Here is a 26,126-nt window from a genome sequence, read left to right as displayed (position 1 = left end):
ATTTTACAATGATCAATTTCCCACCATCTCCCTCGCATTCTGCAAGGCGGCAGCCGTAGGTTTTTCTCCTCCCAGCATCTGGGCAATGCTGGTGATGCGTTCATCATTGCTGAGCAGCCGGATGGATGTAACGATCTTGTCATTGCGGATGGCCTTGTACACAAAATAATGGGCATCGGCCCTTGCGGCTATCTGCGGCTGGTGTGTGATCGATATCAATTGGTGGGAAACAGTTAGTTCCTTCATGATATTACCTACCTGCCTGGCCGCTTCTCCGCTGATGCCGGTATCAATTTCATCAAATATCAGGGTGGGCAGTTGCAGTTTACGGGCAACAAGTGATTTTATACAAAGCATCAGGCGGCTTAATTCACCACCGCTGGCTACTTTATACAGGGGTTCAAACCGGTTGCTTTTATTTGCATCAAACAGGAATCCGATCTTATCTGCCCCGTTTTCAGTAAGACTGTCCAGGTGGCCAACCTCCGCCTTAAACCTTGCATTGGGCATACCCACTTTTGCCAGCAGTGCATTCACATTTTCAATGAACGGTTTGGTTGCTTTTTCCCGGTTTGCTGAAATGGTCATTGCCAGTTGTTCAGACTGTTTCAGCAATTCGTTGGTCTCTTTTTCCTTTTGCCCGATGGCTTCCCCGATGTTTAGAATATAATCCAGTTTCTGCTGCAGGTCAGTTCTGATCTGCAGCAATTCGTTGGTGCTGTTTACCCCATGCTTCTTCTGCAGTTTATAGCCAACCGATATGCGGTCGTTCACAAACTGGATCCGTTCGGCGCTGTAATGAACACTGTTATTGATGTGTTCCAGTTCATCGGCAATATCCTGCAACTCCAGTTGGGCGCTTTGCAGACGTTTGGCCAGCGCCGCAATACCGGAATGGTATTCATCCAGCGAATGCAGTTTGTTTTGCAGGGACTTTAACTGCTGAACAACCGGTTGTTCGCTTTCTTTCAGTTCATAACAGATGCCGCTCAACTGCAATTTTACATTTTCCGCATTGTTCAGCAGCCTTAATTCGGCATCCAGTTCCTCCAGTTCATTTTCCTTAAAACCAGCTTCCTCCAGCTCATCAAACAAAAACCGGTTATAATCCAGTGCTGCGTTGGCTGCAGTTTGCTGTGACTGCAGGGCTTCCAGTTCCTTCTTTGACAGTTGAAAGGAATGAAAGACTTTCCTGTATCCTTTCAGCAGTTCACTGTTACCTGCCAGTGCATCCAGCACCTCCTGCTGAAAACCCACCGAATTCAGTTCAAGGGTATCAAACTGCTGGTGCAGGTCAACCAGCACCAGGCTGAGGGATCTCAACTGGTTCAGGTTAACAGGCGTATCATTCACAAATGCCCTGGATTTGCCATTCGGGGCTATTTCCCGGCGTATCACCAGTTCTTCCCCGGTATCCAGGTCATTCTCTTTTAAGAAATCAAGGATGGCTTCTTTACCTTCAGCATCAAACTCCGCTTCCACAAAGCACTTCTTTTCCTTGTCCTGCAATACGGTGGTATCGGCCCTTTCGCCCAGTACCAGGTTGAGCGCTCCCACCAGGATACTTTTACCTGCTCCTGTTTCACCGGTGATGATATTCAGTTTGCCGGAGAATTCAATTTCCAGTTCGTGGATGATGGCATAGTTCTGTATGTGCAGTTTGCGTAGCATGGTTCTTTTGCAGAAGCAGCAAATTAGTGAATTTAGCAGAGCATTTTGGAGGATTTTTACCACATAGGCACTGAGTTTTTTTCACAGTGAACACAAAGGGCCATTGTTTACATTGCGAAATAAGTTTGTGTATGCTTGGGTATAAAAATAAAATGGTCAGACGGGGCGCCAGACCATGATTTGTGGTCAGACGACGCTGACCATAAAAGAGCCCACAAATCGTGGACTCCCGTATCTTGTATCGCCCTCATCCCTAAAGGGAGTTGAGCATCCAGTATCTTGTATCCTGTATCCCGTATCGGCTTTTTATTTCACCACCACAGAATCATTCAGGTCAGAATCAACGAGGATACGCCCGCAGTTCTCACAAACCATGATCTTTTTGCGCAGTTTTATTTCGCTCTGCTTTTGCGGAGGAATGGCGTGGAAGCATCCACCGCAGCTATCCCTTTCCACGGCTACCACGGCCAGGCCGTTGCGGTAGTTCTTACGGATACGGTCGTAGCTCATCAGCAGGCGTTCGTCGGCGTGTTTACGGGCAGCGTCTGCATCTTTGTTATAATGCTTTTCTTCCTTTTCTGTTTCGGCAATGATCTTCTCCAGTTCGCCTTTTTTACCAGACAGGTTCGCTTCTTTGTTGCTCACTGCCTTTTTAGCCAGTTCCAGCTGCTTTGCTTTTTCAGCGATTTCCTCGGTGGCGTCCTTGATATGTTTTTCGCAGAGCTTCACTTCCAGCGTCTGCATTTCAATTTCCTTGTTGATGGCCTCAAACTCACGGTTGTTCTTTACGTTCTCACTCTGCTTCTCGTATTTCTTAATGAGGGCTTCTGCTTCCTTGATGCCGTTCTTCTTCTGTTCAATGAATTCCTGGATCCCGTTTATCTCCTCTTCTACCCTTGTCTGCTTGGCGTGCAGGCCTTCGATCTCATCTTCCAGGTCTTTCACTTCCATGGGAAGTTCCCCTTTCAGGATCTGGATCTCGTCCAGCTTACAGTCAATTTTTTGTAAAAGAACCAATGCGCTTAATTTTTCTTCGATTGAGAATTCTTTAACGGCGGCCATTTGTATTTGAAGTTTATTTTAAAAATTACAGGAAGTAACGCACCGGGTTGGTTTTTACCCCTGTTTTAAGGACGGCAAAGGTAGGGAATTTTTGGGTCAAAATGTCAAACAAAAGGTCCGTAGTATACTGTTCGCTCTCGTAGTGGCCGATATCGGCTATGACCAACCGACCATTGGCATCAAAAAACTCGTGGTACTTAACGTCGCCGGTTATGTAGAAGTCAGCACCAGCCGCTGTTGCAGCTCCTACCAGGAAGGCCCCGGCCCCTCCGCAAAGGGCCACTTTTTTAACCGGTTTGCCCAGCAGGGGGGTATGCCGGATCACCGAGAGGCCGAATTGTGCCTTCAGCAGTTGCAGAAACACTTCCTCCAGCAGTGGATTTACCAGTTCGCCTACCAGCCCGCTGCCGGTACCTGGGTCCTGGTTCTCCAGTCCAATAATGTCGTAAGCCACTTCCTCATAGGGATGGGTGGCCATCATGGCAAGGAGTATCTTTTTTTCCAGCCAGGCAGGATAGATCATTTCCATCCTGATCTCCTCTTCCGTATGCCGTTGGCCAATGTTACCGGCGAAAGGATTGGTTCCTTCACCGGGTTTAAAAGTGCCCTCCCCTTTTGTATTGAAACTGCATTCGCTGTACCTGCTGATATGCCCGGCGCCGGCAGCAAAAATTGCTGAACGCACTTCTTCCGCATGATCCACCGGAACGAACGTGTACAGTTTTTTCAGGATGGCATTCTTTGGTTGAAGAACCATTCGGTTTATCAACCCGAGTTTATCAGCAATGGCGGCATTCACCCCATGCAGCACATTATCGAGGTTGGTATGGATGGCGTAAATGGCAATATCGTTTTTAATGGCAGCAATGACCGTACGCTCCACATAATTCTTACCATTTATCTTTTTCAGTCCGCCGAAGATAATAGGATGATGGGCTACAATGAGGTTGCATTTCTTTTCGATGGCTTCCAGCACCACGTCTTCGGTCGCATCCAGGGTAATTATGATGCCGCTGCAATCCCAGGCAGCTTTGCCGGTGAGCAAGCCGGCATTATCATAACCCTCCTGCAGCGCTGGCGGTGCCGCTGATTCTAAAACAGCTATGATCTCCTGTATCTTCATCCTGCCGGGTTTAAAAAGTGGTCCTTATCCTTTCAGTTTATTCACCAGTTCCACGTATTCCTTCATGGCATCCCCGGAAGCCTTTCCCTTTAAAGAGGACCATGCATCGTATTTTGCCTTGTTCACAAAGTCGAAAGGATTGGATGGCGCTTCACCGCTTACATCGCCTTCGGTAGACTGCTTGTACAATGAATATAACTGCAGCAATGTTTCGTTGGAAGGTTTCTCAGATAACTGCTTGCTTTCCGTTACTGCTTTTTCAAATTGTTCTTTCAGTTCCATTAGAGTATTTTTTTGCGAAGCTACGGAAAGGGAATTAAGTTGCACCGGAAAACAACAATCAGGTAATCCCGCAAATTATTCCGAAATTTACCCCATCATGAGCCTGGTAAACCGGAGGAGCAGATTTTATCTTCTTTCATTTCTTAAACACGACTTTAAGGCAAGCATCACTGTCTTTTTTGTCGCATTGCCGCTATGCCTGGGCATATCGCTGGCATCGGGTGCCCCCATGTACTCGGGACTGCTGGCAGGCATCATCGGCGGCATGGTGGTGAGCCTCATCAGCAGGTCGGAGTTGAGTGTAAGCGGACCGGCGGCTGGCCTAACCGCCATCTGCGCTGCAGCCATCACGCAATTAGGCTCCCTGGAAATATTCTTTCTTTCAGTAGCTGTAGCCGGGCTTTTGCAGGTACTGCTCGGTGTTTTCCGGCTGGGTGGCTTCACCCATTTTATTCCCTCGGCTGTTATTAAAGGAATGCTGACTGCCATCGGCATCATCCTCATCTCCAAACAGGTCCCGGCTTTCATCGGCTACGATAAACCCGACTTCTGGTCGAATGAATTATTCAATATCCTCTCGTTCAAAAATGTGTGGAGCAATGTGGACAGCCTGTACAAGCACTCATCAGCCGGTGTAATAGTGATCGCCCTGCTTTCCATCATATTGTTATATGCCTGGAAGAATACGCTGGCTAAAAAAATAGATTTCTTACCTACTTCTTTTATCACGGTGCTGTTCGGTGTGCTGCTGGCATTTATCTTTCAAAAATATGTCCCGCAACTGGCGCTTAAACCCGGCCAGTATGTCAATGTGCCAAAAGATATTTTCTCCCAGATCAGGTTTCCGCAATTCAATGCGCTGTTCAGCAATATGGAAGTATGGCGCAACGCCATTGTGATCTGTTTTGTGGCAACGCTGGAAACGCTTTTAAGTATTGCCGCCATTGATAAGCTGGATCCCTACAACCGCATCACACCGCAAAACCGGGAACTGGTGGCACAGGGCTCGGCTAATTTTTTCAGTGGCTTACTGGGGGGCATCCCCATCACCGCTGTTATCGTACGAAGCTCTGCCAATGCGGAAGCAGGTGCCAAAACGCGGTTATCGGCCTTTACACATGGATTGTGGCTGCTGCTGGCTGTACTCTTTGCCATCCCGGTCATCAATCTCATTCCGTATTGTGTGCTGGCTGTGATCCTTATCCGAACGGGATATAACCTGGCAAAACCCAAAATGATCATCTCGGTGTATAAGCAGGGACGAGAACAGTTCATGCCCTTCATCATCACCGTTGTTTCCATCCTCGTCACCGACCTGCTGATCGGCGTACTGATCGGGATCGGTTATTCCATTTATTTTTAGTGAAGCATACCTACCGGGCCGGTTTTACCATGAAAGAAAGAATGGAAGGCCACACCAAACATTTCAGCATCGACCTGGCACTGAATGTAAGTTTCCTGAACAAGAAGAAATTCATGGAGATGCTGGATGGTCTGCCGGAGTATTCCATCGTGGAGATCAATGGCTCCGACAGTATTTACATCGACCGGGATGTGCTGGAGATTTTCCAGGACTTTAAAGCAAAGGCACACCGCAGGCATATACAGCTTATCTTAAACGATATACCGGAAGTGGAGACCATTGAACTGCATTGATCTTTTTTCTGCAAACAGTTTGCTTGTTTTTATCTTATTAAAACGAAATAATGAATATCCCCAAACTATTCCTCTACTCTATGCAACTGACCAGCCGGCATTACCAGCTGCTGGATGAACTGGTTGGTAAAAGACCAGGCGACACCCGTTTTGCCTGTATTGAAAATGCAGCAGACATCATTGAAGGATCCGAAAACTGGGTGCCCGGTATCCGCCAGTCGTTGGCGGAAAAGGGATACAAGGTTGAAGCGGTTGATCTCAGAAAATTCATGGAAGATAAAAAAGCCCTGGCTGAAAAGCTGGAAAACAAAGACGTGATATGGGTTTGCGGTGGGCATACCTATTACCTGCGCTGGATATTAAAGGCAAGCGGGGCAGATGCGTTAATAAAAGATCATGTGGCGGCAGGCAATGTTTATGCAGGCTGGAGCGCAGGCGCCATCATGGCCGGGCCTTCTACAAGATATTTTGACCTGATGGGTGATGACCCGGAAGAAGCGCCCGGGATCATTTATGAGGGGTTGGATCTTACCGGCACGGTCATTGTTCCGCACATGGATAATACAGATTTTGCTGAAGGGGCAAAAAAAGCAAATGAAGCGCTGATCAAAGCAGGATTTAATACAGTAATGCTGAAAGATGACCAGGCCTGCATCATTGATGGTAATGAACAAAGGATCATTGGTTAAATACCAAAACAGATCTGGCACCCGGCAGGCAGGCGTTTATCGCACAACATTACTGCCACAATACCCTTTATCTACTTTATATACCTTCTATATCCTGGTTACTTTATCTACTTTCTTCACTTCTTCCCTTCCATCATCTTATCATAGGCTTTTTGAATTGCATCCAGTTTGGTTATATAGATGCTGCGGCCATGTGTACCGATGATGATCTCATTCTCCCGCTGCTGGATGGCAATATCATGCACGGGCACACGGGGCATGCTGTTGTCAAGGGTCATGAAGGACTTGCCCCTATCAAAAGATGTATAGAGGCCGTTATCGCTTCCTACATAGATGATGCTTTCTTTTTTCGGATCTTCCTTCACCACGTTCAGAGGCTCGGCAGGAAGGTCGGTACCTAACTGTGTCCAGCTGCTTCCGTAGTCTTCACTAACAAAAAGATAAGCGCCGAAATTATCATTACGATAGCCGTTTAAAGAAACGTAAATTCTTCCTTCTTTAAAAGCAGACGGTGCAACCCGGCTTACATACATGCCCTGTACGGCCCTGGGCAAACTGTTGCTGATCTTTGTCCAGGTATACCCGGCATCCCTGCTTACATGAATATTCCCGTCGTCAGTACCAATATATATCAATCCAAACTTCATGGGCGATTCTGCCAATGTGGTGCTTGTACCAAAAGGGATATCGCCTTCTTTGGCCCCGTTGGTGAGGTCGCTGCTCAGCGCTTCCATCTTTTCGCCTTTCTGCAGGCTGCGGAAGAATTTATTGCTTCCGTAATAAAGAACATCCTGGGTGTGTTTACTCAGCCAGATGGGTGTTTGCCAGTTGAAGCGGAGTTTCGGTTCCCCCAGTTCGTTCCGCGGGTAAAGGGAAAACCCCCTTCCTCCATCCGTATTACGCCGGCTATAAAACCCGAACTGAGAACCAACATAAGCAGTTTTATTATCTCTGGTATCCACCTGCACCTGCATGCCATCGCCGCCGCCGATCTGCTTCCAGGGGTACACGCCTTCATAGTCCCACTGGTCTTTGTCTTTTGAGGTGGAAGGCCCGAACCAGGTGCCGTTGTCCTGCAGGCCGCCGTAGATATTATAAGGCTTTGCATCATCCACCGTGATGGCATAAAACTGGCCAACCGATGGGGTATTTGCCTTGAACCAGTGCCTGCCGTTGTCATAGGTAATATTGCAACCACCATCATTGCCGGCTACCCAATGACCATCCCGTGCAGGATTCATCCAGCAGCCGTGCCAATCGGCATGCGTGGCCTCGTTATCGGTTGCCTTGAATGTTTTGCCACCATCCTCGCTCAGCATCAGGCTCACCCCGCTTATCACTACCTTATTTTCGTTGGTACTGCTCACGGAGATCTCGCCGAAATAATAACCGTAGGTGTTGTAAAGGTTCAGCTCTTTGGTATTCACTTTTCGCCAGATGGCGCCGGCGTCATCGCTGCGGTAGATCTCACATCCGATGATGGGCGTTTCAAACAATGCGGTGTTGGCGTTAAGCAGATAATCATATACAGCCGTTGGCTTCAACTTTTCACTCCTTACCATTTCCTTTACCGAAGCTGCTTTGTATTTCTCCGGGAAACCATTCTTCTTTAAAAAGCTATCCAGTTTGGCGTCGTCCAGCGCCAAAAAACCTTCCCGGGTAAGGTCTTTGAAATTCTTAAGCACATAGTTGCTGTCTTCTTTTTTCTTAGCCGTATCGGGGCGGTGGTCCTGGTTATCCAGGGTAGCATAAATGATGTTTGGGTTGGATGGAAATACTGCCAGCCCGATCCTGCCCAGTCCGTTGCCGGCTGCAAAGCCGCTTCCGGCAGCAGTTATAAGCTTCCAGGTATCTCCACCATCCATAGTTTTATATATACCTGAGCTTTTTCCACCCTCTTCAAAATTCCAGGCCCGGCGGGTACGGTACCACATGGCTGTATACAACTCATCCGGGTTCTTCGGGTTGATGTCCATATCCACGGCGCCGGTATTATCATCCACATACAGGGTTTGTTTCCAGGTCTTACCGCCATCGGATGTTTTATAAACACCCCTTTCCTTATTGGCAGAATAGAGGTGCCCCAACACGGCTACCCAGGCTGTATTTTTATCCGTTGGGTGAAGGATGATCCTGCCGATATGATGGCTTTCAGGCAGGCCGAGCCATTCCCATGTCTTTCCGTTATCGGTGCTTTTGTAAACACCCAGGCCGGCATAAGAAGAGCGGCTGCTGTTCACTTCACCGGTGCCAACCCAGAGTGTCTTTCCCGGCCAGTCCACAGCAATATCCCCGATGCCAAATGCATTCTCCTTATCAAAAACGGGCACCAGGCTCTGGCCGTTATTATTGCTGTACCACAATCCGCCGGTGGCATAGGCCACATAAAACTCGGTGGGGTCTGCCGGATTCACATCCACATCCACCACCCGGCCGCTCATGATGCTGGGGCCCACGTTGCGGAACTTTATGTCCTTCAAAAGACTGTTGTCTTCCAGCAATTTTCTTTTCTGCAAACCGTTCAGTCTTTCAGCAGCCGGTGTTGGCCTGGTCTGTGCAGACAGGTAATTAACATTTATTAAAAAAAGGATTAGCGTAAATTTGAATAATCGTTTCATTGCAGCAGGTTTGGTATTGATAACATTAAATACAACATCATGCAGATTTTAAAAATACGGCAATTGTGGGTACTGGCCATCATCCAGTTTTTGTTTTTGATGAGCGGAACGGCGCAGTATAAGACCTACAAACTGACGGAGAACGGCGACACCCTCAATGCCATCGACAACAGTGGTAAGAAACAGGGCAAGTGGGTGATCCACGTGGATGAGATCCGTGGTGAGCCGGGCTACGAGGAAGAAGGTCTTTTCAGGAACGACAAGAAGGAGGGCGTATGGCGTGTGTATAATCTGAACAGCGACCTGATCGCCGTGGAGAATTACAAACTGGGCGGCAAGCACGGGATACAGCAGTATTATACCTACCTGGGCGAATTATACCGGGAAGAATCCTGGCTGGGGTATGACCCCGAGTCGCCCTACGATACCATCCCGGTGTATGGCGAAGGCAATAACGAGATCGTTGATTTTAAGATAGTAAAGGCCGAGCAGTACAGTGTAAAGCACGGCGAATGGAAATTCTATGATCCGGCCTCGGGTGGACGGATAATAAAGCTGGAAACATACTTCAAGGGGCACCTGCAAAAACCCGGCGGCGATGCCGTGAATGTTGCCCCGGTACCGGTTGATAAGAACAAGAAAGTGGAAAAAACACCCGAGATGCTGGAATGGGAAAAGAAAAATAAGGGCAAGAAGAATGCATTGAGGGATGGAAGGACTACGGGGGGATGACCGGCATATTGCCCGGAACAATGTTAAAATATGATCTTTGTAACTGTGAATTGGCTATTGCAGACCCTGGCTGTGATTCGAGGCAGACTGGATTCTATTTCCCCGGTTCTTCATTGATTAATCGTTCCGGTCGGTGAAGACACCGACCAGGGGTGACGAAGAATGCACTAAGGGATGGAAGGACGACGGAGGGATAATCTTTTTTAAAAAAAACTCCGGGCCTTACACCGGAGTTTTATACCCAGACAAATAAAAACGGCTTATTTAACCGGCACCAGGCTTATGGCGCATCCGCCACTGGTTGCCAGTTTCAGGGTCAATATTGTTTTATTATCCACCACCTGTTTGGTTATTTTATAGGCTGCCGGGTTCTTGTCGTAACTGGCTTCATCGGCATCGGCATAAATGGTGGCCGTGTATTTTTTACCGGCATCCAGGAATCCCAGGTCAACCGTTGTTGTCCGTGCATTCTCATCGGTGATAGAACCGATGAACCAGTTGTCTTTCCCTTTTGCCTTTCTTGCCACAGTAATGTAATCGCCGGGCTCAGCTTCCAGGTACTTGCTGTCGTCCCAATCCACGGCCACATCTTTGATGAACTGGAAGGCATCCATTTTCTTTTCGTACGCCTCCGGCAGGTCGGCCGCCATTTGCAACGGGCTGCAGATGGTGACATACAAAGCCAGTTGTTTTGCCAACGTGGTGTGAATGGTCTCTTTTTTATTCTTATCCCAGTAATTCAGTTCCAGCTGAAAAATGCCCGGCGTATAATCCATCGGCCCGCCCATGAAACGGGTAAAAGGAAGGATCACATCGTGTTCGGGCCGGTTGCCATCACTCCATGCATTGAACTCCATGCCCCTGGCAGCTTCACAGGAAAGCCAGTTGGGATAGGTACGGTGCAAACCGCTGGGGCGAACGGGCTCATGTGCATTGAGCATGATCTTATAGGAAGCTGTTTTCTTTGCCACCCGCACATAATGGTTCACCATCCATTGCCCGTCGTGGTGTTCGCCACGGGGAATGATATGACCAACATACCCTGTCTTCACTGCAGCGTAACCGAATTTTTTCATGAAGCGGTAAGCGGTATCCATCTGCCGTTCGTAATTGGTGACCGAAGCAGAGGTTTCGTGGTGCATGATGATCTTCACTTTTTTAGAAGCAGCATAGCGTTGCAATTCCTTCACGTCAAAATCAGGATAGGGCGTTACAAAGTCAAACACGTTTTCCTTGAACTGCCCGAACCAGTCTTCCCAACCGGTATTCCATCCTTCCACCAGCACGCCGTCAAAACCATGCCCGGCCGCAAAATCAATATACCGTTTTACATTGGCCGTGGTGGCGCCATGCTTACCGGTTGGTTTCAGGCCGGCTGCATCAAAACTGGTGGCATTCTGGCTGCCGGCATAATCCCAGGTTGATTTACCAATATGCATCTCCCACCATACCCCCACATACTTGATGGGTTTGATCCAGGATGGGTCTTTGATAACAGAAGGATCATTCAGGTTGAGGATGGTATGCGAAGCAAGGATGTCTGTTGCTTTATCCGAAACGATGATGCTGCGCCAGGGTGTTTTTGCAGGGGCCTGCAGGTAAGCCTTGTTGCCCAATGCATCCGGGACCAGGACAGAGGTAAGTGTGAAATCCGATTTATTGATGAGCAGGTTCATGGCAGGGTAATTCACCAGGGCAGCTTCGTGGATGTTGATGTACAGGCCATCCTTTGATTTCATCATCAGCGGGGTTTGCGCCGCATGTTTATCAAAGAATGTATGGGCATAGATATTGGCAGCATATTTCGGGTCTTCTGCATTGATCTCACTCAGGTTGCTGGTGTTTGGATTGAATTCATTGCTGTCAAAATCGCCGGGTATCCAGAATGCTTTATGATCGCCGGCCAGGTGAAACTGTGTCTTCTCATCTTTAACAATAAAATGTGCCAGGTTCTTCTGCTCGGGGAATTCAAAACGGAAACCAAGCCCGTCATCGAACACCTTAAAGATGATGTTGAAGCGGATGGCTTTGTCACCCCCCTGCGAAAGTCCCACGACCAGCTGGTTGTAATTTTCCCGGATCTCTTTCACATCTCCCCATACGGGTTTCCATTTTGTATCGTTGCTGGTTTGGGTGGATGAAATGATGGCAAGCCCTTCTGTAAGCGCCGGCAATGCCTCGTCCGTCATGGTCTTCTTCAATTCAAATCCCATGGAAGAAGGAAGCAGCACGGCCCTGGTCTTATACGTCAGCTCATACATGGGGGTACCCTTATCACTCAACCAGAAACCCAGTTGAATATTCTTACCGGGCGAGTTGACAATGGTTTTGGACTGGGCATGAATTCCGTAACCAGCAAACAGGGAAATAACAACAAGAAGGATTCTCTTAAAAGGCATGACAATCGTTTTAGGGTATAAATCTAACAATTTAATGTGTAAAATTTACACACGATTATTTTTTATTGAAAAAATCCCGGAAGAAGGCCAGGTGGTACGGCACAGAACTGCGCCAGTAATCCCAGTTGTGAGCACCGGCCCTTTCCGTATACTGGTGGGGAATTTTGAGGGCAAGCATTTTTTGATGCAGCCTGCGGTTGCCCCCGATGAAAATATCGTTGACCCCGCAGTCGAATATTATTTTCAGCTTTGTGCCGGTATATTTTTCTGCCAGGCCCAGGATAGACAGATCTTGCCAGTTCTTCGCATAACGGACCGTATCCCCTATCCGTTTGGGCAGGTCAAACCGGTACCCTACTTCTTTGAGGTCAAGCCCGCCGCTCATACTCCCGGCAGCGCCAAAGATATTGGAGTGCCGCAGGGCAAGGAATAAAGCGCCGTGCCCGCCCATGCTGAGCCCGGTGATGGCCCGGTGGTTCCTATCGGCGATGGTCCGGTAGTTCTTGTCAACGTATCGCACCACGTCAACGGTGATATATGTTTCGTAGCGGTAATTTTTATCAACCGGGCTGTCGAAATACCAGCTGCTCACTGCTCCGTCCGGGCAAACAATGATGGTTTGATACGTGTCTGCATGGTTCTTTAACTCCGGTGCCCGGATGATCCAGTTGCTGTACCAGCCATCATAACCATGCAGGAGATAAACCACCGGAAACCTTTTGGACTTATTTTGATAGCTGCCTGGTTTTATCAGCACCGCTTTTATCTGCCTGTGCATACTGTTGCTGTAGATGGAAACCGTATCGACCGTACCTGCATTTGCAGTCGCTGAAAAAAAACATATGCATACGCACAGGAAAATAAATTTTACTGCTCCTTTCATGTTGAAACTTTATTTGATCTTCAGGCTAAGCTCTTTCAATGATCTTTCCAGTTCCTCGATCTTATTCTGCTGTTCCTTTACCGCGTTGATCAGGAGAAACACATAAGCCTGGTTGTTCACCTCCCGCAGGTCACTGAACTCCTTATATGATCTTTTTGATACCATGTATGGGGCGACCTTCTCCAGGTCCTGGGCCAAAATGCCTATCTGCACGTCATCCGTTCTGTAAGGCGCTTTGTCTGTGTATGCATACATCACCGGGTTGATCCTTTTGATCACATTCAGTCCATCCGTAAAATTACCGGTAACTGTTTTGATCCGTTCATCAGAAAATACCGCCCAGACCCCCGTGGCATTATTGGCCGTACCATTGACAGATAATTTTGCGGTGGGCCCTGTTGTACCGATGCCCACACTGCCCTGGTTTATCACGAGTCCTGTTTCGAACCAGCCTGCTGTATAATCCTGGATCTGGAGATAACTTCCGCTTCCATGATGTTGTATCCGGCCTGCATCTGCACCGGCTTCTTTAAAAAGCAGTCCCACAGGTAAGGCATATGCTTCAATGGTAACCTGGTGTTCCCCTGCTCCCTTCACATGCAGCACATCGGAAGGATTTGAAATACCAATACCCACGCTGATATTGCCTATATCGCCCAGCACCAGGCTATTATTTGAAGTGACCGTTGCATTATAACCGATGGCTGTTGCATTGGTAAGGCCTCCGGAATTGATGCCTGCCTGGTAGCCGATGAAGGTACAGTTGGTTCCATTACTTCCGTTAAGTCCGGTATTTGTTCCTACAGCCGTGTTTCCATCATTATTGGTACCCGCCAACGCATTATAACCAACGGCTACATTATTACTGGCGTTATGGTTTGTCCTTAGTGCGTTGCTTCCCACGGCAGTATTGGTTGAACCGGTAGTGTTTTCTGCAAGTGCCAAAGATCCTGCAGCGGTATTATCAATTCCGGTGGAATTCAAGGGAAGTGTTGTATTCCCCACTGCTGTATTATTAGAACCGCTGCCGGATCCTCCCATAGCAGAATAACCAATGGCCGTGTTGTACGATCCGCTCCCGGTATTGAGGGCCTGGTACCCGTTGGCCACATTATAACTTCCTGATCCGTTCCCTTTCAGGGCCTGTGATCCGGTTGCTGTATTATAGTTGCCACTGAAGTTGGAAGAAAGCGCCTGGTAACCGATACCCGTATTCTCATTACCACCCAGGTTATTAAATAATGCTTCTCTTCCATAAGCTGCATTCTTATTGCCATCAAAGTTCTTGTTAAGCGCCTGGTATCCCATTGCTGTGTTATCGTTTCCTGTCATGAACGGTGAACCATCAAGTGCATAAGCGCCGAATGCTGAATTATTCGATCCTGTTGAAACATGTGTCATTGCATTAAACCCAAATGCAGAATTAAATGCGCTCTGGCTGCTAAAACCAAGTGCCCAGGCGCCGGTTGCGGTATTGGCAACCCCGTCTATGGCTGAAGCAAGCGCATAAGTACCCATTGCCGTATTACTGGATCCAATTGTATTGGTATAAAGCGCCTGGAAACCTATGCCTGTATTCTCAATACCCGTATTCACATTACCTGCCTGGTAACCAAGGAACAGGTTACTGTTTACATCGATCAATCCGGCTTTTTGATTATTGACCCGGAAACTAAACGCTACGTTATCGGTAGTGCCGATGAAATTTGTTGCTGCAGATGTTCCGTTGTTGCCGGTTAATGACCAGGCAGTACCGGAAACAACCTTTGCCCACGCCGATCCATTCCAGTAATAATAACCGGGTGTTACATTACTCACGGTTACGGTATTATAGATGAGCAGGCTGGTGGCAGGACTTGCAATCGTTGTTACATCCGTTGTTCCTGTTAAAGCCACCCTGGGGATAAGTACGCCTTTGTTAGTGCTGCTTACATCCAGTATGGAAGATGCATTGGCCGTGGCCCCGGTCGTGTTCACTGCAAGGCTTTGTGCACCGGTTTTCAGGGGCGGCAGAATAAATAAACAGGCCGCAGAATACAATACAATGCTTTTAAATTTATGGGCCAGGTGGTGTTTCATATTTGAAGATTTCATTTTAAAATTCAAGGCTGTTTTTTATACGACCAGTAAGGTAGTTAATTTTTGTTCTTACTCCCCTGCATGATGGCAATAAAAGAACTAACAGCCTGTTATAAACATGAGGGTATAAAAAAAAAGCTGCCTCCTTGGAGACAGCTTATATTTTTCAGATCGGTGTACTTAATTCTTTATTTCTTTCTGCATCGGGTTCACTCCGCCAACGGCTCCCCTTGGCTGGCCACCGCCTCCTTTGAACAACTGGAACTTACTTGGCACTGCAAAAGCAGGCCAGGTGTTATTACCCGTGTTAATGTCGGCAGTTTCCCTCATCGGGTCGATCAGAATGGATGCTACCTCTTTATCCTTCATAAAGGTTTTGATCACTTTATTCTCGTTCTTGCGCCAAACCTGTACCGCTATCCTGTCCACCTGCTTGGTGCCGTCCTTGAATGTCCATTCAACGATGATGGGCATCACCAGTCCGCCTTTGTTGCTGAAGGTAAGTTCATACATATACTTGCTCCCGGCAATGGCAAAACGTTCGGCTTCTGTATAATTGTTTGCTGTTACGGCCGGGGCAGTTATTTCAAATGGGGTACTGTCAATTTTTGCAAGTCCGCGGTCGTACCTCCAGTAAAAATCCCTTAAGGATTCATCGGCATCGGTGGCAAACACGATCTTCTTGTCTTCCCTGTTTCGGATCTTGGAGATATCATCGAAGGTATTTAACACCGGTTTTGCTACAGGGATCTTCCTGGTACCGGTACCGGCATTGGGTGCAGCAGGCGTTTCGGTATTAAGTACCGACCATTTTACGGTATCCAATGCAATATCGCAGGCTTCGGTTCCATAGAACCAGCCTCTCCAGAACCAATCCAGGTCTTCAGCACTTGCGTCTTCCATGGTACGGAACAGGTCGGCAGGTGTTGGATGTTTGAATGCCCAGCGTCTTGCATATTCCCGGAACGCATAATCAAAATTCTCCCTTCCCATGATGGTCTCACGCAGGATATTCAAACCGGTTGCCGGCTTGCTGTATGCATTGGGACCAAACTGGATGATGTTCTCGCTGTTTGTCATGATGGGCTCCAATTGGTCTTTAGGCAGCTTCATGTAATCAACGATCTTGTAAGCAGGTCCTTTGCTGACCGGGTATTTATTATCAAATAATTCCTCCGTCAGGTATTCAACAAAAGAATTCAGGCCTTCATCCATCCATGTCCATTGTCTTTCGTCGCTGTTGATGATCATGGGGAAGAAATTATGTCCCACTTCATGTATCACAACACCCAGCATACCATTCTTGGTTCCTTCGCTGTACGTGCTGTTGGCGCTGTAGTTTCCGGTTGCGTCTTTTTCTGTACGGCCAAAATTGAAACAGATCATCGGGTATTCCATACCATTGGCTGCTTCTAAACTTTGGGCAACCGGGTATGGATATGGAATAGAGAATTTTGAATAGCTCTTAATGGTATGTGCCACGGTTTTTGTGCTGTACCTGCGGTAAAGGGCATAGGCTTCTTTTCCGTAAGCGCTCATGCACATCACTTTCTTTCCTTCCACGTTGGTTGGCATGGCATCCCAGATGAATTTACGGGAAGAACCCCAGGCAAAATCACGGACCATATCGGCTTTGAATATCCAGGTCTTCTTTGCTTTGGATTTTGTCTTTTCTTTTTCCTTCGCCTCATCCAGGGTTACGATCTCTGTAACATCTTTGGCAGTTTGTGAAGCATTCCAGCGCTGCAGTTCCTTCGCGGATAGAACCGCCGGGTAGTTCTGGCACTGGCCGGTACTCATCACCACGTGATCGGCCGGTACGGTCATGGCCACTTTATAATTTCCAAACACCAGTGCAAACTCGCCGGAACCCACAAACTGGTGATTCTGCCATCCCTGGAAATCGCTGTACACACAAAGGCGTGGGAACCACTGTGTCATCGTATACAGGTCATTACCGTCTTCGGCAAAATATTCAAAACCGCCACGACCGCCATATTTTGTTCTTTCGATGATGTTATAATTCCAGTCAACCTTAAAGACAAAACTTTGCCCGGGTTTAAGTGACTGGGGCAGTTCGATACGCATCATGGTCTTGTTGATGCTGTACTTCAGTAATTTACCGGAAGCATCGGCCACCCGGGTTATGTTAACCCCGTATTCCTTTTCCTTATCAAGCTTTCCGCTGTACCTGGTTATGTCCTGCTCCGTAATGGTCCGGGGCATGGTATTGCTGCTTTGATAACCCGAATTGTTAGTATTGCTGTGCTGGTTTTCATCCAGCTGAAGCCAGAGGTAGGTCAACACATCGGGAGAGTTGTTGTAATAAGTAACTGTTTCTTTACCAAATAAACGACGGTTGGGTTCATCCAGTTCGCAGGTAATATCATAATCGCAACGTTGCTGCCAGTATTTGGGACCGGGTGAACCACTGGCGGTACGGTATTCATTTGGTGTGGGAAGAATGGTTCCCAGTTGTTCAAACCGGTTACCGTGGTTGCTGCCCGGGTTGTTCTTAATGTCCTGGGCATTTGTGCAAATGCTGACGAACAACAAAAGCACAATGGCTGATACTTGTTTCATTTTAGATTATTGAGGTTTTGATTTATTTTAAGATTTATCAGTACAACTTCGCTTAAGCTTTGTAGTACTAAGCCGGGAAACGTTCCCAGGCCATTTTAGCTGCTATGCTGAATGCAACGACCGACAAACTCCATACCCACCACTTCCTTTTCAGTCCTGCTTTGTTCACCACCAGGAAACCTGCCAGTAATATCCCCATCACCACCACAACCTGCCCGGCTTCCAGTCCTATATTAAATCCAAAAAGGCTCCACCCGATTCCCTGGTCCTTTGCCAGCATGAAACGAAGGGCATTGGCAAAGCCAAGCCCGTGTATCAGCCCGAAGAACAAAGCTAAAAAATAATTCAGCCGCAGCGACCGGGGTTCATAATCCTTCTCCAGCAGGTTCAGCACCGCCGTAATTACGATCGTGCAGGGTATTAAAAATTCCACCCATTTATCGCTTACCCGGATAACGTCGTAAACACTTAATGCCAGGGTGAGCGAATGCCCGATGGTGAAAGCAGTTACCAAAACCAGTACCTGTTTCCAGTTGCCGATGAGGTAAATGGCGCTTAAAGCCAAAACAAAGAGCAGATGATCCAAAGCATCCCAGGCAACAATGTGATGCCAGCCCATTTCAAAATAAAATCCTAAATCCCCCATCAATGTGTTTTCCCTTAGGTGTTTGTAGTAGCTTTGACCTTCAAATATCTTTAAAGAAACGATTTTTTACTAATCTCTTTGCTAAATGGCAGGTTTCTTATTTAAGTGGTTGATGGTTGGCGGATTTTTACTTACCGGTCCGGCCCCGGCAGAAAAGACGTTTCACCCCATCTATGTTAGTGTTACCGAAATTGAGCACAATGCCAGGGACAAAACACTGGAGATGAGCTGCAAGATATTCACCGATGATTTTGAAAAAACGCTGCGGCAGCAATACAACACCCCTATTGACCTGCTGAACCCGAAAGATAAAACGGCGATGGAAAAATTAGTGAGTGCCTATGTTCTGAAACATCTTATCGTAAAGACGGACGGGAAACCTGCTGCATTTCAATTCCTGGGCTACGAACAGCAGGAAGAAGGCATTGTCAGTTTTTACCAGGCGAACAATATCCCCTCCGTGAAAAAACTGGAGGTTACAGATAATATCCTTTTTGAATACAAGAAAGAGCAGATCAGCATCATCCACGTAATTGTAAATGGCAACAGGAAAAGCACCAAGCTTGTCAATCCGGAGGATAAGGCCGGTTTTGAGTTTTAGGAATACTGTTACAGGTTTGAAGTTTGAGGTTGGGTGTAAACCAGTTTGTAGTTTATGGTTTGTAGTTGGGAGTAAGCAGGTTGAAAAGTTTTTAAACTCATTTTACTCTCTCAAACCATAAACTTCAAACCACAAACTTATTCCCCCATCTCCTCCTTTATCTCTTCCGATATCTTCACCAGCAGTTTATCGATCCGCTGCCCATCCATGTCAATGATCTCAAAATCGAATCCCTTCCAGTCAAAACGTTCGCCCGTTACAGGAATATGCTTCAGTTCGTACAATACAAAACCAGCCAGGGTGTCAAAATCGTGTTCGCCTTCATTCATCCATTCCGTCTTTTCAAAATGGCTTAAAAAATCATAGAAGGGTATCTGGGCATCTACCAAAAAGGTCCCGTCGGTCCTGTTCACTATCCCATATTCTTCCTGCCCGCTTTGCGGCACATCGCCTACGATCGCTTCCAGTATGTCGTTCAGCGTAATCATCCCTTCCAGGGTACCGTATTCATTTACGATAAAGCAACTATGGATTTTTGTCTCCTTGAATTTTTCCAGCAACTGGTACGGGCTGTTATTCTCCGGAACAAAGATCGCCGGTTTGGCCAGGTCTTTAAGCAGGGTTGACGGTGATGCTTTTAAGATATCCTTTACAAAGACCACCCCGGTAATATCATCCACCTGTTTATCACATACCGGGTAGGTGGAATACGTAAGCACATCAAACCGGTCTTTAAATAGCTGCACCGTATCCAGCTGGTCGAACCAGACGATATCGGTACGGTGTGTCATCAGGGAAGTGATGTTCCGGTCGCCCAGGTGAAATATACGCTCAATAATATCCTTTTCTTCTTCTTCAATGGCTCCGTGCTCACTGCCTTCGGAGATCATGGCTTTGATCTCTTCTTCGGTCACCTGGTTATCAGTAACCTTCAGGTTGAAGAGTTTTACAATAAGGTGGGTGGATGTGGTGAGTAACCAGATAAAAGGGAACGTGATCCTGCTCAGCCAACCCATGGGCCTGGCTAAATGCTTGGAAATATATTCCGGCCTTGCCAGGCCAATCCTTTTGGGAACCAGTTCTCCCAATACAAGAGAAAAATAAGTAAGCACCACAACGATCACGGCAGTAGCGATCCCCTCGCTGTAATTCCTCGACCATTCGAAGCGGCTGAAATATTCAGCAATGGGGGTCTTTAATTTCTCCCCGGAAAAAATACCGGTCAAAAGACCAATAAGCGTTATCCCAACCTGCACGGTAGAAAGAAAAACATCCGGATGACTGGCCAGCTTCAGTGCCGATCTTGCCTTTTCGTCGCCTTTATTTGCCTGGCCTTCCAGCCTTGCTTTCCTGGATGATACCAGGGCGATCTCGGCCATGGAAAATATCCCGTTAACCAGGATAAGCCCGAATATGATCAATATTTCTGTCATGTATTATTCTAAACCGTAGGTTCTGTTAAACGATCTGCCCGACAAATATCCGATAAGTATTCCAATTAGCCCCCCGCATATTACATCCAGGGGATAATGCACGCCTACGTACACCTGTGCAAACGAAATAAGGAGTGCCCAGGGAAAGAAAAGTACAGGCCATCCTTTAAAATGATCCCTTAATATCATATACAGGAACATGGCCATGCCAAAATGGTTGGTGGCATGCGAAGAAACAAAACTGTTGCTTTGAGGGCGGTAACCCACCAATACATGTATCCACCCGGCAAAGGAAGTTTCATTGCATGGCCGGAGCCGTTCAATATGATTCTTTAAGATATCGGCGCTCACAAAATCGCAGAGCATGACCGTACCGGCAGCAAATAACAGCATGATCCAGCCGGTCTTTCTGAAATTGATAAGTACCAGCAGTATTAAAAACAGGTAAAGGGGATTCCACATGGAAGCATTACGCAACCAGGGCATCAGCCAGTCGAAGAACGAATTGCTCCATTGGTCATTGATGACTTTGAATAAATGCCGGTCGTAGGCCAGAAGTTGATCTGTCATTTGCTGCAGGCCTGTTAAATTAAGCCGCAGCCAAAAATAATTAAACTAATTTTGTCCACTTTAAATAATTGTGCATGTTGTTTTTGGAACGAATACCCAGGTTGTTGCGGTGGATCTTTTCCGTGGTATTGCTGTTGCTGATCGTGCTGACCATTTCGCGGCTGATCATATTCTGGAAATTCAATCCGCCGGGCAAGGCTTTTTCGGGTTCGGCATTCATCATGGGCCTTCGTTTTGATGCACGGATAGCCTGCGTGACCGGGCTGGCCATGATGCTGCTGTGTGCAGTCCGGGTATTGAACCCCTTTAAAAATCCCAAAGCAAGAACCTTCTGGAATATTTTATTGCCGGTCATTTTCCTGCTGATGCTGCTTGTTCTTGCCATCGATTTTTATCATTTCGATTACCTGCACCAGCGCCTGAATGCAACCGTACTGAATTACCTGGAGGATGCAGGCATCTCTTTCAACATGATGTGGCAGTCCTATCCCCTGCTGAAAATAACCATTGGGCTCATCCTGTTTTTTTTCCTGGGCAGGTTCCTCTTCAGCAGGTTGCTGGCCCGTTACCAGCAAAAGGATGGTTTCTATAAAAGAAGGGGATCCTGGCATACATCATTTCTTTCTTCATCCTGGGCGGGTTCATTTTTGGCAGGATCGGCCAGTTCCCGCTACGCTGGAGCGATGCATATACCCTGAGTGATGATTTTAAAGCGAACCTGGCGCTGAATCCCTTCCAGAGTTTTTTGAGTACACTTAGTTTCAGGAATTCATCGTACGATATAAAAAAAGTAAAGGAAGCTTACCCGTTGATGGCTTCTTACCTGGGCATACCTTATTCCGACAGTGACCGGCTGCAGTATACAAGAAGTTATACCAATCATTCGCCTGTCAACGGGCGGCCGAATATTGTGCTGGTCATCTGCGAAAGTTTCAGCGCTTATAAAAGCAGCATGTATAATAACCCGCTGAACACAACACCCTATTTTGCTGAATTATGCAGGAACGGGGTTTTCTTCGACCGCTGCTTCACCCCGGCGTATGGAACCGCCCGTGGCGTATGGGCCACCATCACCGGCATACCCGATGTGGAGAGCCCGAAGACCGCAAGCCGCAATCCCAATGCGGTTGACCAGAATACCATCATCAACGAGTTTAAAGGTTATACCAATTTTTATTTCCTGGGAGGAAGCGCCACCTGGGCAAATATCCGGGGAGTGCTCACAAACAATATCCATAACCTGAAACTATACGAACAGGACGATTACAACGCAAAGAAGATCGACGTATGGGGCATCAGCGATAAGAATTTATTCCTGGAAGCGAATAAGGTTTTAAAGCAGCAGACCAACCCGTTCTTTGCCATCATTCAAACAGCAGATAACCACCGGCCATACACCATACCTGAAGAAGACAGGGCGGAATTCAGGTCCGTTCATTTTTCTGCCGACTCATTAAAGCGTTTTGGTTTTGAAAGCAACGAAGAGATGAATGCCTTCCGTTATACGGATTTCGGTTACCGGAAATTCATGGAAGCAGCCAGGAAGGAAGCGTATTTTGACAATACCATTTTTGTTTTCGTGGGCGACCATGGTATCCGTTACAACGGCACGCTGGAATATTTTCCCAAAAGCTGGACCGAGCAGGGCCTTACCTGTGAGCACGTGCCGCTGTTGTTTTATGCACCGAAATTTTTACAGCCGAAGCGGATCAGCGATGTTTGTTCGCAGCTTGATATCCTGCCTTCAGTTGCTTCACTGGCCCGGATCCCTTACCGCAATAATTCGTTTGGCAAAAACCTCTTTGGTTACGATCCGATGTTTCCACCCGGCACAGATACTGCAGCCGGGAAATATGCTTTTGTGATCGACCATGATGTAAAGACCATCGGCCTGGTCAGCAATGCATACTATTACCTGAAGAATTTAAAGACCGGTAAAGAAGAACTTGTTTCCATGACAGGCAATGACCCGGTGCCGGCCAATGCTGAAACCGACAGCATAAGAAATCACCTGCACCAACTTACCGATGCCTATTACGAAACAGCCAAATACCTGCTGCTGAACAACAAGAAGAAGCAATAGGGTTTCCGTGAATATGCGTATTTAACTGTGTCACCCGTGCCTGCCTGCCCGCAGGTAGGTTTCTATCCCTGCTTTCGTTAATTTCGCTTTCTTTGTTCAGGCTTAAGAAAATTTAAACGATGCTCATCAGCTGGCGGGTCCCTAAAACTATACAGTGGATAGTGAAGCTATTCTTCATTTACCTGTTCATATTTACGGCATTCCGGATCGCCACGGTCATCTTCTTTAAACCCAAATCCACCGGCATCCTGGAACTCCTTCCTTCTTTCTGGCTGGGCCTTAAATATGACCTCCGCTGGATAGCCATCATCTTATCCCCCATTCCCCTGTTCTCGTTATATCCGACGCTTTCCCCTTTTTTCAGCGAAAGAAGTAAAAAGCGCTGGACATTCTACCTCGGCATCATCACGCTGCTGGTACTGTTCTTCTATGGTGCCGATTTTGGCCAGTTTGCCTACATCAACGCCCGGCTGAATGCCGATGCCCTCATTTTTGCCGAGGACCCGAGAGAAAGCCTCCAGATGGTATGGCAGAGCTACCCGGTAGTGTGGATACTGATAGGCCTTGCAGGGGCCGTGGTGATGATGACCTGGATGTTCCGCCGGACGCACGTGGATGTGGCCGAAAAAAACATCAACATACACAAATTCACTTACCGGCGCAGGTGGCATGCGGCTGCATTGCTGCTGATGACCTGGTTCATTTACGGGTTTCTTACGCTAAAGCCGCTTGATTTTTTCAGGGCATTTAATTTAAATGATGAATTTAAAAGCAATCTTGCCCTGAACCCCCTGCAGAATTTCTTTACTACGCTCCGTTTCCGGAAGCCCGATTACAACAACCATGCAAAGGAATATTACCCGGTGATATCCCGGTTCCTGAACCTGGATAAATACAACCTCCAGCAAACCACGTACAGCCGGCTGGTACAACCCGGCAGCAGGGCTTTTGAAAGCCAACCCAACGTGGTGCTGGTGATCTGCGAGAGCTTCAGCATGTATAAAAGCAGCATGAGTGGCAACCCGGTCGACCCGACACCCTATTTTAATGAAATGTGCAAACAGGGTATTTTCTTCGACCGGTGCTTTACACCCAGTTTCGGCACGGCCCGGGGCATTTTTGCCACTATCACCGGTATTCCCGATGTACAGCTTTCAAAATTTGCCACCCGTAACCCGGAGTCGGTGAACCAGCGCACCATCATCAATGATTTTGACGGTTACGGAAAATTTTACTTCATCGGCGGCCGCAGCCAGTTCAATAATTTCGGCGGGCTCATTTCCAACATCCGGGATGTGCAGGTATATGAAGAAGGAAAATACAAAGCCGAGAATATCAACGTATGGGGTATCAGTGATAAAAATCTTTTCCTGGAAGCCAATGATGTGCTTTCCAGGCAGCAGAAACCTTTTTTTGCCATCATACAGACTGCCGATAACCACCGGCCGTATAACATACCGGCAGAAGACAGCGACTTTGTAAAAAAAACAATGGACGCAGATACACTGCAGAAATATGGCTTTGAATCACTGAAAGAATACCATGCATTCGCTTATACCGATTACTGCATTCAGAAATTCATGGACAAGGCCAAAGACCAGCCTTATTACAACAATACCATTTTTATTTTCACCGGCGACCACGGCGTGGAAGGCAATGCCGAAGCCATTTATCCCAAAGCATGGACAGAACAACGCCTGAGTGATGAGCATGTTCCCTTGCTGTTTTATTCCCCCTGCCTGGTCACACCGCAGTTGCGGAAAGAGACCGTATCGCAGATCGATATATTGCCAACCATCGCCGGCATGATACAGCAACCCTACCTGAATACCACCCTGGGACGGGACCTGCTGGACAAAGACAAAAAAGAAAATGCGGCTTTTATCATCTACCATGCGCCCGGATGGATCGGCGTGGTGACGGATTATTATTTCTACCGCAAAAACATCCGTATAAAAAAAGAGGAATTGGTGCCGGTTCGCTCCGGGCCCCCTGCATTAACTGCCGGGCAACAGGATTCTGTAAAAAAGCATTTATCCCAACTCACTTCCGCCATTTACGAAACGGCCCGGTGGATGCTGTTCAACAATAAGAATAAATAGCCACAAAGGCACGAAGTCACCAAGTGAAAAAAAACAAAGTTTTTTTTTTAGTGCCTTCGTGTCTTTGTGATAAAATAAAAGTCTGATCAGGCTTTGATCTTTTTTGCGATCATCACCATCCGGGGTGATTTTTTTACGTCATAGTTGGAGAAAGAATAATCGCCGAACACCTCCTGCATCTGCAGTCCCTGGTAGGCGAACATCTCGGTAAAATCGCCGAGGGAAAATTTGGCAACTTTTTCTGTAAATACCAGCGGCTCCTTCAGGCTATGGTCTTCCACAATGATCTTCTTGTAAAAATGGGTCTCATCATACCATTTGGTTATGATGAAATTGATGCCTTCTATTTCCTTTTCGGCCTGGTGAACCAGGTGGTCTTCGGCATAATGCACATTCAGGAAATCCATCACAAAGATGCCGTTTCTTTTTAATGATTGCGCAATGGTGCGGATGCCATTGTCGTGCTCACGCCTTGTCCGGAAATAACCGAAGCTGGTAAAGAAATTAAACGCGTAGTCAAAATAATTGATCCAGAAAGGCAGGCGCATATCATGCCTGTAAAAATGCAGCGTATCGCTTTCAGACTGCAGTGCTTCGTGGATGCTGTCATCGCTCAGGTCAATGCCGGTAACATCAAAACCCTTGCCTGCCAGCTGAACCGAATGCCTTCCTTTACCACAGGCAACGTCCAGCATACAACAACCGGGTGGCGGTTTCAGGTACTGGATCAGGTTATCGATAAAATTGGCAGCTTCCCGGTCGTCCCTGTTAAAATAGAGCAGGTGATAGTAGGGAGAATTGAACCAGTCTTTGAACCAGGTTTGTTGCATGGGGCAAAGTTAATAGTTAATAGTTCATGGTAAATAGCAAATGGTAAATAGTAAATAGTAAACAACAATGAACTATAGCTATGA

At 47.2% G+C, this 26,126-nt stretch carries 21 protein-coding genes; 8 read left to right on the top strand and 13 right to left on the bottom strand.

Going from position 1 to position 26,126, the window contains the following annotated elements; genetic code table 11:
- Positions 1 to 12: 12 nt before the first annotated feature.
- The 4 genes from recN to IPJ02_13640 all read right to left on the bottom strand — a co-directional run bounded on the left by recN (position 13) and on the right by IPJ02_13640 (position 4,138).
- The gene (recN, locus tag IPJ02_13655; protein ID MBK7376557.1) at positions 13 to 1,671 is read right to left on the bottom strand and encodes a DNA repair protein RecN; all 1,659 of its coding nucleotides are present in this window, start codon (positions 1,669 to 1,671) and stop codon (positions 13 to 15) included.
- 306 nt (positions 1,672 to 1,977) lie between these two features.
- Positions 1,978 to 2,733 (bottom strand): hypothetical protein, encoded by a 756-nt coding sequence (locus IPJ02_13650; GenBank protein MBK7376556.1) that lies wholly within the window; start codon positions 2,731 to 2,733, stop codon positions 1,978 to 1,980.
- Between the two features lie 25 nt (positions 2,734 to 2,758).
- On the bottom strand, positions 2,759 to 3,856 hold the full coding sequence (locus IPJ02_13645; GenBank protein ID MBK7376555.1) for a Nif3-like dinuclear metal center hexameric protein: 1,098 nt from the start codon (positions 3,854 to 3,856) through the stop codon (positions 2,759 to 2,761).
- 24 nt (positions 3,857 to 3,880) lie between these two features.
- Complete coding sequence (locus IPJ02_13640; protein ID MBK7376554.1) at positions 3,881 to 4,138, bottom strand: acyl-CoA-binding protein; 258 nt, start codon at positions 4,136 to 4,138, stop codon at positions 3,881 to 3,883.
- A 97-nt stretch (positions 4,139 to 4,235) separates the two neighbouring features.
- Here IPJ02_13640 and IPJ02_13635 point away from each other — a divergent pair, with 97 nt between their 5' ends.
- The 3 genes from IPJ02_13635 to IPJ02_13625 are packed head-to-tail and all read left to right on the top strand — an operon-like array spanning position 4,236 to position 6,483.
- Positions 4,236 to 5,501 carry a SulP family inorganic anion transporter gene (locus tag IPJ02_13635; protein ID MBK7376553.1) on the top strand — a complete coding sequence of 422 codons (1,266 nt, stop codon included), beginning with the start codon at positions 4,236 to 4,238 and terminating at the stop codon, positions 5,499 to 5,501.
- Positions 5,501 to 5,794, top strand: a complete 294-nt coding sequence (locus tag IPJ02_13630; protein ID MBK7376552.1) for a hypothetical protein — start codon at positions 5,501 to 5,503, stop codon at positions 5,792 to 5,794. Before IPJ02_13635 ends, IPJ02_13630 begins: the two co-directional genes overlap by 1 nt.
- 50 nt (positions 5,795 to 5,844) lie before the next feature.
- Positions 5,845 to 6,483, top strand: a complete 639-nt coding sequence (locus IPJ02_13625; protein ID MBK7376551.1) for a Type 1 glutamine amidotransferase-like domain-containing protein — start codon at positions 5,845 to 5,847, stop codon at positions 6,481 to 6,483.
- A 116-nt stretch (positions 6,484 to 6,599) separates the two neighbouring features.
- Here IPJ02_13625 and IPJ02_13620 read toward each other — a convergent pair whose 3' ends face one another.
- Positions 6,600 to 9,101: a glycosyl hydrolase gene (locus IPJ02_13620; GenBank protein MBK7376550.1), complete on the bottom strand. Its 2,502-nt coding sequence runs from the start codon at positions 9,099 to 9,101 to the stop codon at positions 6,600 to 6,602.
- 39 nt (positions 9,102 to 9,140) lie between these two features.
- Between IPJ02_13620 and IPJ02_13615 the strand changes: the two genes are divergently transcribed.
- On the top strand, positions 9,141 to 9,833 hold the full coding sequence (locus tag IPJ02_13615) for a hypothetical protein (GenBank protein ID MBK7376549.1): 693 nt from the start codon (positions 9,141 to 9,143) through the stop codon (positions 9,831 to 9,833).
- A 260-nt stretch (positions 9,834 to 10,093) separates the two neighbouring features.
- Here IPJ02_13615 and IPJ02_13610 read toward each other — a convergent pair whose 3' ends face one another.
- From IPJ02_13610 to IPJ02_13590, 5 genes are all read right to left on the bottom strand, one after another.
- Entirely contained in the window at positions 10,094 to 12,232 is a 2,139-nt protein-coding gene (locus IPJ02_13610; protein MBK7376548.1) for a glycoside hydrolase family 97 protein, read from the bottom strand.
- 55 nt (positions 12,233 to 12,287) lie between these two features.
- A complete protein-coding gene (locus tag IPJ02_13605; protein MBK7376547.1) occupies positions 12,288 to 13,115 on the bottom strand; it encodes an esterase family protein in 828 nt (275 codons plus the stop codon).
- Between the two features lie 9 nt (positions 13,116 to 13,124).
- Complete coding sequence (locus IPJ02_13600; GenBank protein ID MBK7376546.1) at positions 13,125 to 15,194, bottom strand: tail fiber domain-containing protein; 2,070 nt, start codon at positions 15,192 to 15,194, stop codon at positions 13,125 to 13,127.
- Positions 15,195 to 15,374: 180 nt separating this feature from the next.
- A complete protein-coding gene (locus IPJ02_13595) occupies positions 15,375 to 17,777 on the bottom strand; it encodes a M1 family metallopeptidase (GenBank protein ID MBK7376545.1) in 2,403 nt (800 codons plus the stop codon).
- 67 nt (positions 17,778 to 17,844) lie between these two features.
- Positions 17,845 to 18,423 (bottom strand): HupE/UreJ family protein, encoded by a 579-nt coding sequence (locus IPJ02_13590; GenBank protein ID MBK7376544.1) that lies wholly within the window; start codon positions 18,421 to 18,423, stop codon positions 17,845 to 17,847.
- A gap of 112 nt (positions 18,424 to 18,535) precedes the next feature.
- Here IPJ02_13590 and IPJ02_13585 point away from each other — a divergent pair, with 112 nt between their 5' ends.
- Entirely contained in the window at positions 18,536 to 19,024 is a 489-nt protein-coding gene (locus tag IPJ02_13585; protein MBK7376543.1) for a hypothetical protein, read from the top strand.
- 137 nt (positions 19,025 to 19,161) lie between these two features.
- Here IPJ02_13585 and IPJ02_13580 read toward each other — a convergent pair whose 3' ends face one another.
- Positions 19,162 to 20,457: an HlyC/CorC family transporter gene (locus tag IPJ02_13580; protein ID MBK7376542.1), complete on the bottom strand. Its 1,296-nt coding sequence runs from the start codon at positions 20,455 to 20,457 to the stop codon at positions 19,162 to 19,164.
- A 3-nt stretch (positions 20,458 to 20,460) separates the two neighbouring features.
- Positions 20,461 to 21,027 (bottom strand): phosphatase PAP2 family protein, encoded by a 567-nt coding sequence (locus IPJ02_13575; GenBank protein ID MBK7376541.1) that lies wholly within the window; start codon positions 21,025 to 21,027, stop codon positions 20,461 to 20,463.
- A gap of 74 nt (positions 21,028 to 21,101) precedes the next feature.
- Between IPJ02_13575 and IPJ02_13570 the strand changes: the two genes are divergently transcribed.
- From IPJ02_13570 to IPJ02_13560, 3 genes are all read left to right on the top strand, one after another.
- Positions 21,102 to 21,725, top strand: coding sequence for a hypothetical protein (locus IPJ02_13570; protein MBK7376540.1), 624 nt, complete (start codon positions 21,102 to 21,104; stop codon positions 21,723 to 21,725).
- A gap of 47 nt (positions 21,726 to 21,772) precedes the next feature.
- Positions 21,773 to 23,110 carry a sulfatase-like hydrolase/transferase gene (locus IPJ02_13565; protein ID MBK7376539.1) on the top strand — a complete coding sequence of 446 codons (1,338 nt, stop codon included), beginning with the start codon at positions 21,773 to 21,775 and terminating at the stop codon, positions 23,108 to 23,110.
- A 161-nt stretch (positions 23,111 to 23,271) separates the two neighbouring features.
- Entirely contained in the window at positions 23,272 to 25,212 is a 1,941-nt protein-coding gene (locus IPJ02_13560; protein ID MBK7376538.1) for a sulfatase-like hydrolase/transferase, read from the top strand.
- An 86-nt stretch (positions 25,213 to 25,298) separates the two neighbouring features.
- Here IPJ02_13560 and IPJ02_13555 read toward each other — a convergent pair whose 3' ends face one another.
- Positions 25,299 to 26,042, bottom strand: coding sequence for a class I SAM-dependent methyltransferase (locus IPJ02_13555; GenBank protein ID MBK7376537.1), 744 nt, complete (start codon positions 26,040 to 26,042; stop codon positions 25,299 to 25,301).
- Positions 26,043 to 26,126: the final 84 nt, after the last annotated feature.

This window comes from Chitinophagaceae bacterium (genome assembly GCA_016710165.1).
Taxonomy (GTDB): Bacteria; Bacteroidota; Bacteroidia; order Chitinophagales; family Chitinophagaceae; genus Ferruginibacter.
Note: the sequence above shows the minus strand (reverse complement) of the source record. Positions and strands in the feature narration are given on the sequence as shown.